The organism is Streptomyces sp. WAC00040, assembly GCF_056835925.1.
The window spans coordinates 529,056-545,011 of the sequence record NZ_JAKQZE010000004.1 but is presented as its reverse complement, the minus strand read 5'-3'; the positions used below and the strand labels follow the sequence as shown (position 1 = coordinate 545,011).

The following is a 15,956-nucleotide window of genomic DNA, read 5'->3' as shown; positions in this document are numbered from 1 at the left end:
TTTCTAGGGCTGGTTGGACGCCGCCGGCCAGGGCGTTCGGACGGCAGCCAACGAGTGAACGCCAGTGAACGGGCAGGGACGAGGAGAGTGCATGCCAGGACGTGGAGGCTTCCAGGCGAGAGGCCCCAGGCGCCCTGATCCACAGTCGGCGGAGCCGGGGGATCACCACTGGGCGGTGCTGATGCGCCGTGTCTACGACGAGCTCTACGGGCAGGGTGATCCGGCTGAGCGGCCCACCCTGACCGCTCTGGCCGACGCGGCTCATGTGCACAAGAGCTACGTCTCACAGATCTTCTCCGGGAAGAAGCACCCCCAAATGGAGGTGTTCCTGTCCCTGGTGCGGGCTCTGGGCGGCAGCCCCGCAGAGTGGGAGCCGCGATGGCACGCCGCGGTCGCGCAGACGCGGGCCGGGGAGCCGGCGGACGGCCTGCGACTGCCGGGCGTCGACGACGAACCCCCCGATGCCGTGTTACCTGGCGCCGCACCTGATTGGCCGGCCCCTCGCCATCTCACCCGTCGCTTCCTGCGCATGGTCATCGGCTGGCTGGTTACGGTCGCCACCTGGCCGGTGCGGATGCGCAGGGACAAGACAGCAGCGACGCTCAGGCGAAAAGTGCTCAAGAGCGTCCGGGTCACGACCTCGGACGAGATTCGCCGTGCCGAGGCCCACTACTACCTCTGTCCCCGGTTCCTGATATGGCGGGACCCAGAGGGAAGCAGAACCGGCCGGACGCCGCGGGGCAGGAAGACACGGCGTTCCGAGCCCGTTCGAGTGCCGACCTCCGAAACGGACATCCGTGTGCTCTTCGACGACGCCGACGAGATCGTCCTGCTGGGCAGTCCCGGGCTGGGCAAGACCACTCAGCTCGCCCGGCTCGGGCACCAGCTCGCTGTCGAAGCCCTGGAACAGGACAGCAGCGCAGAGCCGTTACCGATACCGGTCTTTCTGAGCCTGGACAGCTACCGCGGGGAACCCATCGAGGAGTGGCTGATCTCGGCGATGGGCCGCGGGCCCTACGAGCTGCCCGCCGTACTCGTGCGTACCTGGCTGCGCCAGCGGCAACTGCTGCCGGTACTGGACGGTCTGGATGAGGTGCCCGAGGCGGAACGACCTCGCTGCGTCGAGGAGCTGCGCCGTCTGCGGGCGGAGTGCCCCGGCATAGCCATCGGCTGCCGTACCGACGAGGCCGATCTGCGGCGGCTGGCACGTAGCATCGGCGCCCTGCGCTACGCCGAGCTCCTGGCCCCCACGCGCCAGGACGTCCAGGACTTCCTGGCCTCCGACATCGAAGCCCTCAAAGACGTGAGCGCCGCCCTGGGGACCGACCCGGACCTGTGGCCGCTGCTGCAGTCGCCGGTGATGCTGAACGTCATCCACGTCGCGTACCGCAACCGATCGGCAGCCGAGCTTCGGGAACCGGGCAGTCTGACGGACCGCCGACGTCGCATCTTCGACACCTACATCCGGCGGTGCCTGGAGGACGGCCGGCCCCGGGCATACGACGAGCCGGAGCGCACTCTTCACTGGCTCACCTGGCTTGCCCGCACGCTCACCGAGCGGGGTGAGCACGTGCTGCATCTGGATCGACTGGATCTGACCTGGCTCTCGCCGGCCCAGCAGATCCTGCCGAGGAGTGTGCCGAACGTCGTGATGTCGGCCGTGGCCCTCGGAGTGCCGCTGGGGTGGGTGGTGGTCGCCGCCCAGGCCGGGGTGGTGCGGACGAGCCTGCTCGATGCGGCGGCGTTCGCTCTGGCCATGGCGCTCACCATCGCCGGACAGGCCTACAGGTCCGAGAAGCACTACGCGAAGTCGCCGTCCCGCCGGCACTCGACAGGGCGGGACGAACCGGGCAGCATCCTCATCCCCTTCGGGGCGAACACACCCCTGATGCTCTTCAACGTCTTCTGGCTGGTGGTGTTGCTGGGGGCCGATCTGACCGCACCAGGCGTCCTTGTGATCGGACTCGGCTACCTGTGGGTGACCGCCACGCAGTTCGACGCCGCGTTCACCGACGTTTACTCGCCGGTCGAACAGCTTAGGTGGACCTGGCGGCGTCAGGAGCGAATGCTCTGGTCGCCGACCAAGCAGAACTACATCCGAGGCATCGTCACCTTGTTCCTTGCGGTGACGAACGTCCTGCTGTTCGGGTACGTCCTCCATCTGCTCTGCCCTGACCCGTGGTGGACCGGTCCGGCAGCGACCCTCTCCCTCGGGGCGCTCTACGCGTTCGGTAATCAGTTCGAGCCATCCCTGCAGGATCGGCGTCCCCGTCCCAATGAAGGAACCCGCCGCACCTTGCGGTTCTCCCTGATCCAGGGCGGGGCCACTTGTCTCCTGATCGGGCCGGCGCTATTCGCTCTCATCGCCCTGACCTCGCCGGCGGACGACCGACTGCGCACAGCCTGGTTCGTCGCCCTGCTGCTCGGCAGCCTCTACGGTCTGGCCCGCGCCTTCCGCTACGGCGGCCTCGCCGTCCTGCGGCACTGGACGATACGCGGTGTCCTGGCATACAGCGGCAGCACACCATACCGGTACCGCCGCTTCTTGCACGCGGCAGAACAGCGCATTCTGCTGTACCGCGCCGACAGCGGCTTCTCCTTCCCACACCGCCTGCTTCAACTGCACATGAACACCGTGGTGGCGGAACTGCTGCCGCGTGTTACCCCGCGACGCGAATAGCCGTGTGCGTCAGGGGCGGGATCGCCGGACCTCCATGCCGTAGCGGCGATGCATCGCGCCGCCGTCGTAGGCGTTCCGGAGTAGACGTACCTGGAACTCGCACAGTCCGTGGCCAGTGTCGCCGTGGCGCAGCGCGCCCGTGCCCGTGATCTCGGGGAGCGGGGGAGTCGGGCAGCAAGCACCACCTGATCACCGACCGGCACGGCACCCCGTTGGCCGTCTCGTTGACCAGCGGAAACCGCCATCACGTCACTGAGCTGATGCCCCTGCTGGACGCGATAACCCACATCCGAGGGGCGCGCGGGCGGCCGGGACCCCGACCGGGCCGGCTGTTCCCCGAGCGCTACGACTACGACAAGTACCGCTGCCTTCTCCGCGCCCGAGGCATCACACCGAAGATCGCCCGCAAGGGCTCAGCCCACGGCGGCGGTCTGGGCAGGACCCGCTGGGTGGTCGAGCGGACCTTGTGCGCCACGAGGCGCTCTGTTTGTATCCCCGGCTCAGCCGGGAGGAACTCGGAAGGAGGTTTCTGGGCCGGATGACTTACCTGGATCCGAAAGGTGAAGGGGACAAAAGCATGTCAGAAAACCAGTGACCGGGCTCAGTTGTTGGAGACGGTGCGCTGGGCGGCCCGCGCGATATGGCGAAGACTGGATTGTTTGAATCCCAATCTCCAGAAGATGCAAGTTCCCATCCGCCGGAAATGACAACTGAAACCGGTGCCGTACTCTGCCCCGGCTTCGATTGTTGGCCGGGGCACCTCCGGGGTGCGGAGCGATGTCCAGCGAGGACATTCAAGGAGATGAGTGGGGCGCCTGTGTCGCGCTTGAACGTACAGACAGGGACGAACGTGGGATCGCCTACGGGACGCGAGTCCTATGGCGACGGAGGCCCCGTAGTAGTCGCCGGAGTCACGACCGGCCAGGGAGGACGGGAAAGCCGTCCGCATCGGGCGAAGGGGGCCAGGTGATTCGGACACTCGAACCCGGGAGGTATGCGTAATGCAGAGCGCCAAAACGGTGCTGGGTGTCCTGCGTGAACGCGGCAGACGCGGTCTGCCGTGTGATGACCTGTATCGGCAGCTGTTCAACCCGCAGTTGTATCTGCTGGCCTACGGTCGCATCTACGCCAACCATGGTGCGATGACGCCTGGGGTCACATCGGAAACCGTGGACGGCATGTCACAGCGGAAGATCGACCGGATCATCGAGGCGATGCGCCACGAGCGTTACCTCAGCGCGGACAGCGTGTTGGCGGCAGGCAGGTTAGCGGCGCCGCGTGACGCCTCGCAAGCGGTCGCCGCCGATGGAGTAGCGGCCGTGGAAATAGCGCACGCCGTGAGTGATCGCGCGCCGGTAGCGCACCGAACTGGTGATGCCTCGACGCACGATCTGCTGCAGCTTCTGCCCCTCCTGGTCAGTCAGTCTGCGGGGGAGCGGGCAAGCACTCCGCATCGCTGCGGTTCACGGAGAACGTCCCCTTCAGCACCGCGCACGCCGTGGATGTAATGGACCGGAAAACGTGCACCGGCCGGTGGCTCACGCGGCGGCGATCGCCTGGCAGGCGCTCAAGGCGGGTGATCCGCCCACGGTTCTATCCCTCGAGCCTGAGTTGTACGCGGGAACGGGCATCACCCCGCTGAATCCCACCTGACCCGTCGTATCCAGACGCCGGCTCGCAGGAACGTCGACCGTTTCCACTGGGAACGGCCGCTGCATTCTCACGAGAACGCCCACGTATGGAGCACTGCCTCCCAAGGTTGACGTTGGATCGCCTCGGGGGCAGATGCCACGGTGCGGGTACGGGACCGCGCCGTCGGACAGGTGGTGGCCGCCCGGCGCTCAACGGTGCCCGAGCGGTGGCCCGGAGCCCGAGCGTGCGCGCGAGTCACCTGCTGGTCGCCGAGGTGGCAGCACGGGAGCCCGATGTCCGGCAGGGCTGTCGTAGGTACCGGACAGATGGAGATCAGGCTTCGCGGGACCCCTCGTACATCGCTTCGATGGTTTGTGCGTACTCGCGCTCCACCACAGGGCGCTTGACCTTGAGGCTCGGGGTGAGTTCGCCGTGCTCGATGTCGAGGTCGCGCGACAGCACCGAGAACTTCTTGATGGTCTGCCACCGCTGCAGGTCGCGGTTGAGCCGCTGGACGAAGCCGTCGATCAGCTCGCGGACCTGCGGAGAGGAGACGACTTCGGCGTAGCTGCGGCCACCCAGGTCGTGAGATGCCGCCCAGGGCATGATCACAGTCTCGTCGAGGGTGATCAGGGCGGTGCAGAAGTTGCGGCCGTTGCCGATGACCAGGATGTTGCTGAGGTACGGGCAGATGGCCTTGAAGCGGCCCTCGATCTCGGTGGGCGCCACGTACTTGCCGCCCGAGGTCTTGAACACGTCCTTCTTGCGGTCGGTGATCCGGAGGAAGCCGTCCTTGTCCACCTCACCGATGTCGCCGGTGTGGAACCAGCCGTCGCTCTCCAGGACCTCGGCGGTCTTGTCCGGAAGGTTGTGGTAACCGCGCATGATGCCGGGGCCTCTCAGGAGTACCTCGCCGTCCTGGGCGATACGGACCTCGGTACCGGGCAGCGGTTTGCCCACCGTGCCGACCCGATATCCGTCGGCAGGATTGACAGTGCAGGCCGCGCTGGTCTCCGTCAGGCCATAGCCCTCGAAGACATGCACGCCGGCGCCGGAGAAGAAATAGCCGATATCCGGAGCGAGGGCGGCGCTGCCGGACACGCTGCCGCGCAGATTGCCTCCGAAGGCCGCGCGGATCTTGCCGTACACCAACCTGTCCGCGACGGCGTGCTGGACAGCGAGCGCCAGAGGCACCCGGCGTCTTCCCGTCGCCGCTGCGCTCTCCTGCGCGGCCCTGGCGTAGTCGCGGGCGATCTTCGCCGCCCAGAGGAAGATCTTGTACTTGGCGCCGCCCTCGGCCCTCGCCCTGCTCGCGATGCCGTTGTAGACCTTCTCGAAGATCCGCGGCGCGGACGCCATCACGGTGGGCCGGACCGCGGGCAGATTGGCGACGATGCGGTCGACGCGCCCGTCCACCGCCATCACATGACCGGTCCTGACCTGTCCGGAGATCAGGGCCTTCCCGAAGACGTGGGACAGGGGCAGCCACAGGAACTGAACATCGTCGGAGCGCAGCAGCCCGCTGACCTCTTGTGCGACGCCCTGGTACGACCAGCAGTCGTGGACCAGGCGCACGCCCTTGGGCCGGCCGGTCGTGCCCGAGGTGTAGATAAGGGTGGCGAGGTGCTCCCGCTCGATTGCCCGGACTGCCTCCTCGATCGCGTCCGGGTGCTCTTCCAGGTAGGCGATCCCGCGCTTCTCCAACTCGGCGAGGGACAGTACCTCGAGGCCCTCCACCTGAGGGGTGTCCGCCGATGGGTCGAAGAGGATCACATGGCCGAGCTCGGGCAGACGGTCCGCGTGGGCGACCACCTTCGCCAGCTGTGCGGCATCCTCGGCGAATATCGCCCGGCTGCCGGAGTCGGAGAGGATGTAGACCGTCTCATCGGCATTGGTGCTGGGGTAGACGGCGGTCGCGGCGGCTCCCGCGCACATCACCCCCAGGTCGGCCAGAATCCACTCCATCCGAGTGGAGGAGGAGATCGCCACCCGCTCCTCACGCCGCACCCCCAGCGCAAGCAGCCCGGCCGCGATCGCCCTGACTCGCTCGGCGGTCTGCGCCCATGTCAGCGAGCGCCACTGCTCGGCGCCACAAGAGCCGTCCTCGGCCGGCGCCGGGTAGCGGTATGCCTCGCCGGCAGGTGTGGCCTCGACTCTTGAGAGAAACAGGTGCGCCACCGAAACCGGGCGGCTTTCAAGAAGGGATTGCGTGGAACTCACATCGACCTCCGGACTCTGGAGCAGTCGTCAACGACTTATTACTGACAGGTAACTCGATAGTGGGATGAGAGTAGAGGCAAGTCTCCGGCGCGTACAGGGATGAGGAAGCTGGACAATGGCGCTCGCATGGCCCCTGGGGGGAAGACGAGGGCCGTTCCTGCGGCGTCACAGGCGGAACATCATCCCGCCCGCGGAGGTGGCCGGTTGGGTGTGCGCCGGCCGCCTTCGGCGTGTGCCGTGGTACGGATGGAGCCGGTGCTGGCGGCCTCATCCGGAAATCCACCGACGACGACACCCGCGCCTCGCGCCCTGCCCTACCGCGTCCGTCTTCCGGACACTCCGGTGGTTCAGGAACCCGGCTCATGGCCGGGCCGGGAGGCGCGGGACGCCGATCCGGTGACCGACGGGTGAGCAGCGGGCGGCGCCGTCCAACTGCCGAGCAGCCGCAGCGCGGCGTCCGCACGCGGGTCCGGCGCGGTGAAGACGACCAGGGACCGGCCCTCGGCCCCGGGCAGCGACAGGGTCTCGTACGCCAGGTCGAAACGGCCGACCAGCGGATGCCGAAAGCACTTGGTGCCGTACGACTTCTCCCGCACCTCCTGCGCCGCCCACAGCCCCCGGAACTGCGGGCTGCGGCGGCTCAGTTCCGTCACGACCCGGCCCAGCCGCGCGTCCCCGGGGCGGCGCCCGGCGGAGAGACGCAGGAACCCGACGGTCTGCCGCGCCACGTCGTCCCACTGCGGGTACAGGTCGCGGGCAGAGGCATCGAGGAAGACGTGGTGCGCGAGGTTGGACGGCCCGGACGATGCTCCGCCAAGAAGGGCGCGGGTCAGGTCGTTGGCAGCGAGGACGTCCATGGCAGGCCCCAGCAGGTACGCGGGAACGGCTCCCACGGCCGCGAGAAGACGATGCAGGTCCTCCCGTACGGCCACGCGGGGCACGTCCCCGGCATCGCCGGTGTCCCCGAGGCCGTCGGCCTCCCCGTCCTCCGGGGCGCGCTGGAAGCGGCCGGGTGCCGGGAAGGGAGCGGCCTTGCGGACGGCCCCGCGCGCAAGGTCGTACAGGTGCCTCCGCTCGGTCGGACCGAGACGCAGCACGCGTGCCAGGGCGTCCAGCACGGCGTCGGACGGGTTGCGGGCCCGGCCCTGCTCCAGACGTGTGTAGTACACGGCGCTGACGCCCGCGAGTTCGGCCACCTCCTCCCGGCGCAGCCCCTCGACCCGGCGCCGGCCGATGACCGGGAGGCCGGCTGCGCCGGGGGCCACCCGGGAACGCCGCGCTTTGAGAAAGGCGCCGAGCTCGCTGGCTGAGTTCATGAGCGCCAGTATGCGCCGAGGCGGCGCCCGGCAGCCTGTCCCTGTCAGTACCCCCCAGTGTCCTGCGCGGGTTCTGCCTCCTTCCCCGCCTGGTACTCGCGGAGTAATGGCTCCGCGCCCACCGTGTCGCCACGGTGGACCCGGGTGCGGATCCGCACCACGCCGCCCGGCGTCACAACGGTGGTCGGGCGGCGCACGGACTTGCGACACGACAGGAGCGGCTTCAATGCGCGCGGTGGTCTTCTCCCGATACGGCGACGAGAACGTCCTGGAACTCACGGAACGGCCCGCACCGACCCCGGCGGACGGGGAAGTGCTGGTGGAGGTCAAGGCAGCGGGAGTGAACCCGGTCGACTGGAAACACCGCGAAGGAGCCGTGCGCAACGACCGGCCCTTCCCGCTGGGAATGGGCTGGGACGTCGCGGGCGTGGTACGAAGCACCGTGCCGGGCGGCCCCGCGGTCGGCGAGGCCGTGTACGGCATGCTTCCACTGCCGTACGGGGGCGCCTACCAGGAGCTGTGCGTCTTGCCTGCCTCCGCTGTGGCGCCCAAGCCGGCCCGCCTCTCCTACGCGGAGGCCGCCGCCGTGCCCCTGGCCGCCCTGACAGCCTGGCAGGCGCTGGAGACTGCGGGTGCCGCGGCCGGCCGGCGCGTTCTGGTACATGCGGGCGCGGGAGGCGTCGGGCACTTCGCCGTACAGTTCGCCCGGCACCTCGGGGCACACGTCACCGCCACCGCCTCCGCCCGCAACCTGGAGTTCCTTCGCAGGCTCGGCGTCGACGAGCCGGTGGACCGCACGACGGCGGACCTGGCCGCCGGGGAACCGTTCGATGTCGTCCTGGACACCGTCGGCGGTCCGGTACAACACGCGGCGTGGCGGCTCTTGCGTCCCGGCGGCACGCTCATCACACTGCCGGAACCGGTGAACGAAGTACACCGCCTCCCCCGCATCACGGCCCGCCGCATCATCGTCACTCCCGACGGCGCGGCGCTCCGCAGAATCGGCGAGCTCATCGATTCCGGCGCCGTACACGTCGAGGTCCAATCGATCCTCCCGCTGCAGAAGGCCGCGGAGGCGCACCGTACGAGCCGGGAGGGCAGCGTGCGCGGAAAGCTGGTCCTCGGTCTTTGAGGACCCGGGTGCCTGCCACCGCCGAACCGTGGGCAGCTTCGCCTTCCTGCCACAGCGGCTCCCATGGCTTGGGAACGGTCTCAAGGCGTTCTGTCAGGGTGGTGACCCTCCCGAAGCCGCGGACCAGCCGGGGAATCCCGTGCCGGCCGGCACAGCGGGGAGGGCCTGCCAGGTGTGGCCGACGGGCATCGCGGGTCCGAATTCTTCTGACGACGACGACCGCTTACCCTCAGCGGTCGGCAGCCCGATGACCTGGTCACGCGCGAGTGCGGTCGATGCGGACGTGGTCCTGGGTCACGCCTGCCACGGCGTCGACGGGGATGCTTCTCCTTGCCGACGCCCAGGAACCCTCCGTGCTCCAGCAGAAGGAAGCGGACCTTGTGTTCTTCCTCCTCGATGATCAGATCGCCGACCTTGCCGAGTTCGTGCCGGAGCGGTCGGTGACCTTCCGGCCCCGGATGTCCTCGTCTGCGGAGGGGGACGTTCGTGGCAGCCGGGTTGTCACCCCGGCTCGGGTTGCGGTTTCCCACTCCTGGTCATCCGATGCGGGCGGTCATTGGCCGGCGCCCTCCCGAGTCAGGGGGTGCGATGATCAGGCCACGCGCCCGCCGCCCTGCTCGGACTCCTCCTCCTCGTCGGGCAGGTGGACGTCGTGGACCGCGATGTTCACCTCCACGACTTCCAGGCCGGTCATGCTCTCCACCGCCTGGATGACGTTGGTGCGTACGTCCCGGGCGGTGTCGACGATGGAGACGCCGTACTCGACGACGATGTCCAGGTCCACAGCCGCCTGACGCTCGCCGACCTCCACACTGACCCCTCGGGTGATGTCGCTGCCGCCGCCGGGTACGCGTTCTTTCACTGCCCCGAACGCCCTTGCCATTCCTCCGCCGAGGTTGTGGATCTCGGGGATCTCGCGGGCCGCCATGCCCGCGATCTTGGCTACGACCCGGTCAGCGACCGTGGTGTCTCCGCGTATCCCCGGAGGAGCGTCGGTGCCCCTGCGGCCCTTCAAGGTCGTCCCCTTCTCGCCTGTCTCGTTGCGGGATCTCGTCGTCGTGTTGGTGCTGGTGCGGTCCGTGGTCTCCGACATGGCGGTCACCTCGCGCTCTCTGTGGCGGGTTTGCGAGCGTTGCCATCCCTTCCAACGCTAGATCAGTCGGACTTAACGGTAAAAAGATGAGCAGATGGGCGGTCGGTTCGCGTCGGTGGGGAGGGCTTGCCCGTCGGCCAGGGCGATGGCCAGGGCTCCGGCGGCCGTCGGATGCAGCGGGGCGCGATCCGCCGGCCCTTGGACGTACGGCTGGGCGCTCAGCAGGCGAGGTTGAGTACGTTCCAGTCGTCGGCCCTGGCGAGAGCCTTGGGGTAGGAGTCCGCGCTGCGCCGGCATGCCCGGTCGAGGTCACTGGGATCGGGCGGGGGGCGGTTGCCGGTCCCAGCGGCGGTCGAGCCTCTCAGGGCTACCGCCCGTACGTTGCCCAAGGGCGGGCCTTCGGCCCGGGGGACCCGGGGACCGGGGTGAGCGGACTGTCGCCCACCAGATCCTGCAGCGACCGTCGGGCAGCGCCTGCGTGGTGTCGGAGGCCAGCAGGTAGAAGCCGACGGCGTTTGACCGTGGTCACCAGGGCGAGGCCACTGGCCAGCACGAGGATGGTCCGGGCTGGCGGCATGTGGGCAGGCCCGTCGAGGCAGCCAGCGGGAGCAGCACCAGCCCGGCGGCCACCGCGGTCTCCCACGCGCCGTAGCGCATCCACCCGGACGTCAGCCTCCGGCCCACCTCCAGGGTGAGCCGTTCGTGATCGCCGGACCGCAGGAGGCGGGCCACCTCGGCGTCCTCTTGAGGCGGGTCGGCTCCAGCCGGGTCTGATCGGCCCGTCGAAGTGTCGTCTCCGGCGAGTAGTGCACGAGGTCGGCACCGGTCACGACGCGCTCTCTCGTGATGGTGTGGAGAGAATCTTCGCCGCGACTGCGTTGCTTCTGGGCGGTCCCTGTGACATGACCGGCGGTCCTGGCTGTAAAACGACCTCCCGTTCGGTGTCACGTTTTCGGCCGCCGTAAGGCAGTAACGAGTGAGCCGACTGGTCAACCGCCGATGTCGAAACCCGCGTGCCAAGGAGGCGTTATGGCAAGGGAGTTCTGGCGAACGCTCCAGATGGCTATTGAGAAGGACAATTGGACGGCCCGCCTTGTCGTGGCTTTGTGCACGTCAGGAGTCGCCGTGCTCGGCGTCTACGTGGTCGGCGCTGCCAGGTAACCCGGTCGGTGGCCGCGCGATAGGTACGCGGCCGCTGCCCCCTGTAGGAGAGACCCGATCGTCACTGGGTGTCCGCCACGTGGTGCATCCGTCGGCAGCCGCGAGAGAACATCCCGTACGCCCGCTGGCGCCGTGACTGCGTTTTCTGTCACGCCCGGCCGCGTTATCGGTTCTCGGTCTCTGTCGCGGGGCCGCCGCCTCACACGGGACCCGGGAGGGCCGCAGGTACTGGGGGACGATATGGAGCGCTGACCACCGCGGTGCTTGCAGCACCGGGCAGGACGAGACCTCGTTCCGACTGGAACTGCGCATATCCGGCGCCGTGATGGAAGTGGCCGTGTGGGACAGCGATCCCGTGCTGCCGGTGGCCCGGATCGCCGATGCGGGCAGGGTCGGGCAGCACGTACTGGAGATCGTCATGGCTGTCTCCCAGGGCTTCGAGGTCCAGCGGGAGCCGGTCGGCAAACGCATCACCGCCCGCATCGCCCTGCCCGACGACCCGGGCGGGGACGTCACCGGACGCCGCCCCCGGTAGGAGGCAGCGCTCCCCGCTGGCCCCGCTGTCGTGCTTGACGGCTTGCCGTGAAGCGGCGGGTTGCATGGGGCGACGTCGGCGGGGGAGAGGTCGGGGCGGGCGCGGTGCCAGTGTGCGAGGGGGCGCCACCGGCCGGAGGCGTCGTGGGCGACGTCGACTTCGCCCCGCATACGCACACCGCCGGCGCCCCAGCGCGTGGACGCGAGTTCCAGCGGCCGGGCGGCTGGGGCGCCGTCCGCCGCGGCGAGCCCGACACCGAACCCCTCCCGCAGAGTATGCGCCTCTACCTGAAGCGCAACTCACAGGGGCGTCTGGTTCTGGTGTGACCGGCGCGCCCGGCCCGGTTCGGCTTGTTGCCTCCATGCCCGTGCCGTTCGCTGCCCGTTCGACGGCAGGCCTCCGGCGGGCCCTGCTCGCTTCTGGCCCGGCCTCCGGTGGCGCCAGGGAACCGGCCTGGGGCGCGCGGCCAGCGGGCGGTACGCCCTGTTGCCGCCTTGAGCAGGGCCGTAGCGTCAGAGGACGTGCCAGCTCGGCACCCGCCGGGCAGCGAAGAGCGGGGAGCGCCCATGGAGCCTTCTCGGTACCGGGGTTGCCCTGACGGCCGCCGTGGTCCTTGCCCGGCCGACGGTGGTGTGGGCCGCCCCGCGCCGCGGCAGCTCGCTTCCCAGGCGGCCGTCAAGCAGGGCCGTACGGGAGACGCGGGCGCCTACGCGGAACGGGCGGGCGCCGTGGCGCGCCGCACGGGCGATGCGTCGGTGCTGGCGGCCGCGGCTCGCGCGGCCGCGATCCCGCTGCGCCGCACCGGCCGCGCCCGGCAGGCCCTGAGCCTGCTGCAGGAGGCACACAGTCAGCTGACGACCGGTTCCCGGTCCGTGGTCGCCGCTCTGGACGGGCGGCCGGGGTCGCGCTGACCGCTGCCTACCCGCCGCGAAGGCCCACCAGCCGTTCATCGCCCGGGAGTCCTCGCCTTGGCCGAGCAGGCCACCCACCGTCTGACCGACGGGCTCAGGTGCCCGGCTTGCGCCCGTACACGTAGACGTCGTCGCCGTTCTTCAACAGGTTCCAGTATGCCTTCGCGTCCGCGGAGCGCATGTTCACGCAGCCGCCGGAGCCGGGCGGGTTCCACATGGACTTGGTCGTGGAGTGGAACGCCTGTCCGCCGTCGAAGAACTGGGAGTACGGCATCCGCACGTTGTAGAGCGTCGACCAGTGGTTGATGTTGCGCCAGTAGATCTTCTTCGCGCCGGTGCGGGTCTCGGTGCCGTTCTTGCCGGTGCGCACCGGCACCGGGCCGTACTTGAGCGTCCGGCCGTCCTGGATCCAGCTGAGCTGCCGGGTCAGGTCGACGCACGCGATCCGGCCCTTGTTGGTCGGGCACTTGCCCGCCTTGTTCGGGTTGTTCCCGGCCGCACGCTGCGCGAGCATCGTGTTCATCGTGCGCCAGGTGATCGGGCCCGCGTAACCGATCGTGGGCGTGATGCCGTGCTTGGCCTGGAAGGCGCGGATCGCCTGGCAGTCGGTTGCCGACTGGCGCCCGTCGACCGGGCGGCCGAGGAACTTCTCGACCTGCTTCTGGTACGGACCCGTCGACGTGGTGCACGACGCGGCGTGCGCGGTGCCGCTCCCGAGCGCCACGCCGAGCGGGAGCAGCATGCCGGTCAGCCCGAGCAGCACTCCCGTACGTCCTATTCTGCCCCTCATGTCCCCCAACTCCCCTTCGTATCCCCTCCGGTTGGGACGGTCTGCCGGTTGAGACACGCGAAGGGGAGCGGTAGTTGCACGGAGGGGGGACGTATTCGCGACGCATTCCGGGCGGTCCCCCGAAAGGTGTGACCCGCGCCGTTACGCGGCCGTCGCGAGGCGTCGCTCCTGGGCCCGCGCCGCGTGCGTCCCGTACAGCGTGACCGACACGACGCCGAACACCGCCAGGAGCCCGAGGGTCACCGTGTGTGTGACTGGCGTTCCGCGAAGTCGCCGGAGGCACCGCCCGCGCTGTGCGTGTTGAGGGCCGCGCTCGTCTGGTGATTCGGCGCTGCCTCCACCCCCGCCCGCGGCTGGCGCTGGCGGTGTTGGTCCGGCCCCCACGGTGGGGCCTGCCCGCGCGGCCGCGCTCTCACCGCCCGCCGTTTCCTCGCCGTTCGCCGGTCGTCGGCCGTCCCCGGGCCGGGAGCCTGTCTGCCGGCTGTTGGAGGCCGCGGCGCCCGGGGCGCTTCCCGCCCCGCCGATACTGCGCTCGACGACACGCTGCGCCGTGGATTGCCCCGCGCGGGCGCTCGTTCGCCGGCCTTTGACCTCTGTTGCTTGGGCTGCCGGCTGCACTGTGTCGGCTTCCTGAGCGTCACGGGGGCGATGTCCCTCTCGGCGGCGATGACCGGCGCCAGGTCAGCGTCCTGTTCAAGAGCGACCTCCTCCTCGCCGTGCCGCTTCCAGGCCTCCTCGGTGCCTCGGCCAGTGAAGTACAACGGCCTGGTCGTTCATCTTCCGGACCGATGAGGCGGCGTGGCTGCACAACGGCACGGTGGAGTCGCACGGGAGGCCGACGACCAGGAGAGATGCGCGTCCACGCCCTGGAAGCCCGGTACATCAGGTCCCTGACGACAGCCGATGCCCGTGCTGTGCCGCCTCGGGGGAGGCTGTGCGCGAAACCACGGGCGCACAAGGCCTTGAACTGGGAGGAGTCGTGCGCCCCGCAGGATCGACGCCAGGAAAAGCCGCAATACGGACACGTCGCGGGGGTGATCGAAGCGCTAGGTTCTGTGCCGAACCCGCTCACGACGAGGGGGTTCCGGCGCACAGCCTTGGCCGGACGCCTGCCTTGCTCTCGCACCCTCCCGCGCGACGGCGCTCCGGAGCCGACCGGGATGGACGGAAGGGGAGACGGGGACAACGTGTGGGCGGTCGGCTGCTCCGGGCCGCTTGCGCGCGACACAGGACTGGGAGCACTTCTATCGCCTCGTGTGCGGCTCGCGCACACGCCTGAACTCGTAGGGGGGAACCCATGACCGTGACCGATCCGACTCCGCCGCGGCCGCCGCAGCCGTCCCGTGACCGGCTGCACTGGATCACCACCGGCCTACTCGCACTCGCCTTTCTCAGCTACGTCGTCCACGAACACCCCGCGCTGCGCGAGACGGCAGCCGCTGTGGGCGGCCTCGGGACGCTGCTCCTGGCGGCTGCGCTCGCGGTGGGCCGGAGCCGGTGAGGCCAGGTGGACTCCGGCGCTGCGGCACCGCCGCATACACGTTGGACGATCGACAGTCGATCCAGCGAAAGCGCGCCGCCGTCACCACCCTCAACTCCCACGTCGTCGATCGCCGCGGCCAAGCGGCCCCCACCTCCACATCGAGCTGTTCGCGGCGCTGCTGGTCCTCGAGGACCCGCGCCTGATCGCGTTCCGCACCGCTTACGAACTCCGCTCCGTGGCTGTCCCTTACGGCGGCTGCACCGAACCCAGCAACGTCAAAGCCAGCGGCAGCTCCTGCCCGATCCGCTTCCAGTGCGCCGGCCGCGGCTTCTACCGCCCCGACCCCTCCTACCTGCCCGCCATCGAGCAACACATCAACGAACTACGCGCCGACCGCGAAACCGCCCTGGCCATGGACGCCGCCGAGTTCGTCACCACCGCCCTCACCGTCCAGATCACCGCCTTCGAACAAGTCGCCCTCGCATGCATAGGTACCTGGCCGCCATGCCGGCCCACGAACGCGCCGAACTCGAAGACGCCAGCACCGTCCTGCGCCGAGCCAGAGCCGGAGCGCCCCGCCCCTCCTGCCCCTGACCGTCGTCAACCGCACCCCCGCCGGAGCACAGTGAACCCCCATGGCAACCCGGCCCCCCTCGCCGAGGCCCGTGCCCGCATCAGCGCCGACAAGCGCCAGCGTGCCCTCGACGCCATCACCACCCTCGAACGTGACGGCCACCCCGCTGTACTGCCCAGCCAGGTTGGTCCTCTCTCATCACTGCTGGCTAGGCGGGCGACGCACCGGCCTTCGATTCCGTGATGGCAGAGCCGTGTTCCGCGGCACGGACGTGGGAGACCGAGGACCCGGCAGAGGCCGTCCTGGCGGATCGCGCGGATCGCGCATATTCGTCCCGTGCAATCCGTGGGCAGCTACGTCGGCGCGGAATCCGTGACGACGAACAATCCGTTCCCCCCTCCGTTTCCCTCTCACAGCGACGCCGGCAGG

Annotated in this window: 10 protein-coding genes and 4 pseudogenes; 9 read left to right on the top strand and 5 right to left on the bottom strand. The window is 69.5% G+C overall.

All coding sequences use genetic code 11. From position 1 onward, the window contains the following. The first annotated feature begins 91 nt into the window (after window positions 1-91). The 3 genes and pseudogenes from MDN94_RS32980 to MDN94_RS32970 form a co-directional block, all read left to right on the top strand. Window positions 92-2,680: a helix-turn-helix domain-containing protein gene (locus tag MDN94_RS32980; protein WP_482729493.1), complete on the top strand. Its 2,589-nt coding sequence runs from the start codon at window positions 92-94 to the stop codon at window positions 2,678-2,680. Window positions 2,681-2,841: 161 nt separating this feature from the next. Next, window positions 2,842-3,144: pseudogene (locus MDN94_RS32975) on the top strand (transposase); the annotation flags it as partial. 537 nt (window positions 3,145-3,681) lie between these two features. Continuing rightward, window positions 3,682-3,912 (top strand): annotated as a pseudogene (locus tag MDN94_RS32970) (maturase); the annotation flags it as partial. 733 nt (window positions 3,913-4,645) lie between these two features. Here the strand turns inward: MDN94_RS32970 and MDN94_RS32965 are convergent. Continuing rightward, entirely contained in the window at window positions 4,646-6,532 is a 1,887-nt protein-coding gene (locus tag MDN94_RS32965; protein ID WP_482729492.1) for an AMP-dependent synthetase/ligase, read from the bottom strand. Window positions 6,533-6,879: 347 nt separating this feature from the next. Next, window positions 6,880-7,848 carry a helix-turn-helix transcriptional regulator gene (locus MDN94_RS32960; RefSeq protein WP_482729491.1) on the bottom strand — a complete coding sequence of 323 codons (969 nt, stop codon included), beginning with the start codon at window positions 7,846-7,848 and terminating at the stop codon, window positions 6,880-6,882. A 226-nt stretch (window positions 7,849-8,074) separates the two neighbouring features. On the opposite strand from MDN94_RS32960, the gene MDN94_RS32955 reads away from it, so the two are divergent. Continuing rightward, window positions 8,075-8,980, top strand: a complete 906-nt coding sequence (locus MDN94_RS32955; protein ID WP_482729490.1) for an NADP-dependent oxidoreductase — start codon at window positions 8,075-8,077, stop codon at window positions 8,978-8,980. 80 nt (window positions 8,981-9,060) lie between these two features. Here the strand turns inward: MDN94_RS32955 and MDN94_RS32950 are convergent, their stop codons facing one another. Further along, the gene (locus MDN94_RS32950; protein ID WP_482729489.1) at window positions 9,061-9,510 is read right to left on the bottom strand and encodes a PRC-barrel domain-containing protein; all 450 of its coding nucleotides are present in this window, start codon (window positions 9,508-9,510) and stop codon (window positions 9,061-9,063) included. Between the two features lie 62 nt (window positions 9,511-9,572). After that, complete coding sequence (locus tag MDN94_RS32945) at window positions 9,573-10,073, bottom strand: Asp23/Gls24 family envelope stress response protein (RefSeq protein ID WP_482729488.1); 501 nt, start codon at window positions 10,071-10,073, stop codon at window positions 9,573-9,575. A gap of 1,459 nt (window positions 10,074-11,532) precedes the next feature. Here MDN94_RS32945 and MDN94_RS32940 point away from each other — a divergent pair. Beyond that, a pseudogene (locus MDN94_RS32940) lies at window positions 11,533-11,769 on the top strand (ATP-binding protein); the annotation flags it as partial. Between the two features lie 566 nt (window positions 11,770-12,335). Next, on the top strand, window positions 12,336-12,680 hold the full coding sequence (locus tag MDN94_RS32935; RefSeq protein ID WP_482729487.1) for a hypothetical protein: 345 nt from the start codon (window positions 12,336-12,338) through the stop codon (window positions 12,678-12,680). Between the two features lie 94 nt (window positions 12,681-12,774). Here the strand turns inward: MDN94_RS32935 and MDN94_RS32930 are convergent, their stop codons facing one another. Next, window positions 12,775-13,422 carry a L,D-transpeptidase family protein gene (locus tag MDN94_RS32930; protein WP_189477121.1) on the bottom strand — a complete coding sequence of 216 codons (648 nt, stop codon included), beginning with the start codon at window positions 13,420-13,422 and terminating at the stop codon, window positions 12,775-12,777. A 1,345-nt stretch (window positions 13,423-14,767) separates the two neighbouring features. Between MDN94_RS32930 and MDN94_RS32925 the strand changes: the two genes are divergently transcribed. From MDN94_RS32925 to MDN94_RS32915, 3 genes and pseudogenes are all read left to right on the top strand, one after another. Beyond that, on the top strand, window positions 14,768-14,971 hold the full coding sequence (locus tag MDN94_RS32925; RefSeq protein WP_100105289.1) for a hypothetical protein: 204 nt from the start codon (window positions 14,768-14,770) through the stop codon (window positions 14,969-14,971). 217 nt (window positions 14,972-15,188) lie between these two features. Beyond that, on the top strand, window positions 15,189-15,770 hold the full coding sequence (locus tag MDN94_RS32920; protein WP_482729486.1) for a hypothetical protein: 582 nt from the start codon (window positions 15,189-15,191) through the stop codon (window positions 15,768-15,770). Next, window positions 15,740-15,901, top strand: a pseudogene (locus MDN94_RS32915) (IS5/IS1182 family transposase); the annotation flags it as partial. The gene MDN94_RS32920 and the pseudogene MDN94_RS32915, both read left to right, overlap by 31 nt. Window positions 15,902-15,956 lie beyond the last annotated feature (55 nt).

Bases quoted from the DNA above. Each gene is read 5' to 3' on its own strand.
- MDN94_RS32980 (WP_482729493.1), top strand. From the start codon at position 92: ATGCCAGGACGTGGAGGCTTCCAGGCGAGAGGCCCCAGGCGCCCTGAT.
- MDN94_RS32960 (WP_482729491.1), bottom strand. From the start codon at position 7,848: ATGAACTCAGCCAGCGAGCTCGGCGCCTTTCTCAAAGCGCGGCGTTCC.
- MDN94_RS32955 (WP_482729490.1), top strand. From the start codon at position 8,075: ATGCGCGCGGTGGTCTTCTCCCGATACGGCGACGAGAACGTCCTGGAA.
- MDN94_RS32945 (WP_482729488.1), bottom strand. From the start codon at position 10,073: ATGTCGGAGACCACGGACCGCACCAGCACCAACACGACGACGAGATCC.
- MDN94_RS32935 (WP_482729487.1), top strand. From the start codon at position 12,336: ATGGAGCCTTCTCGGTACCGGGGTTGCCCTGACGGCCGCCGTGGTCCT.
- MDN94_RS32930 (WP_189477121.1), bottom strand. From the start codon at position 13,422: ATGCTGCTCCCGCTCGGCGTGGCGCTCGGGAGCGGCACCGCGCACGCC.
- MDN94_RS32925 (WP_100105289.1), top strand. From the start codon at position 14,768: ATGACCGTGACCGATCCGACTCCGCCGCGGCCGCCGCAGCCGTCCCGT.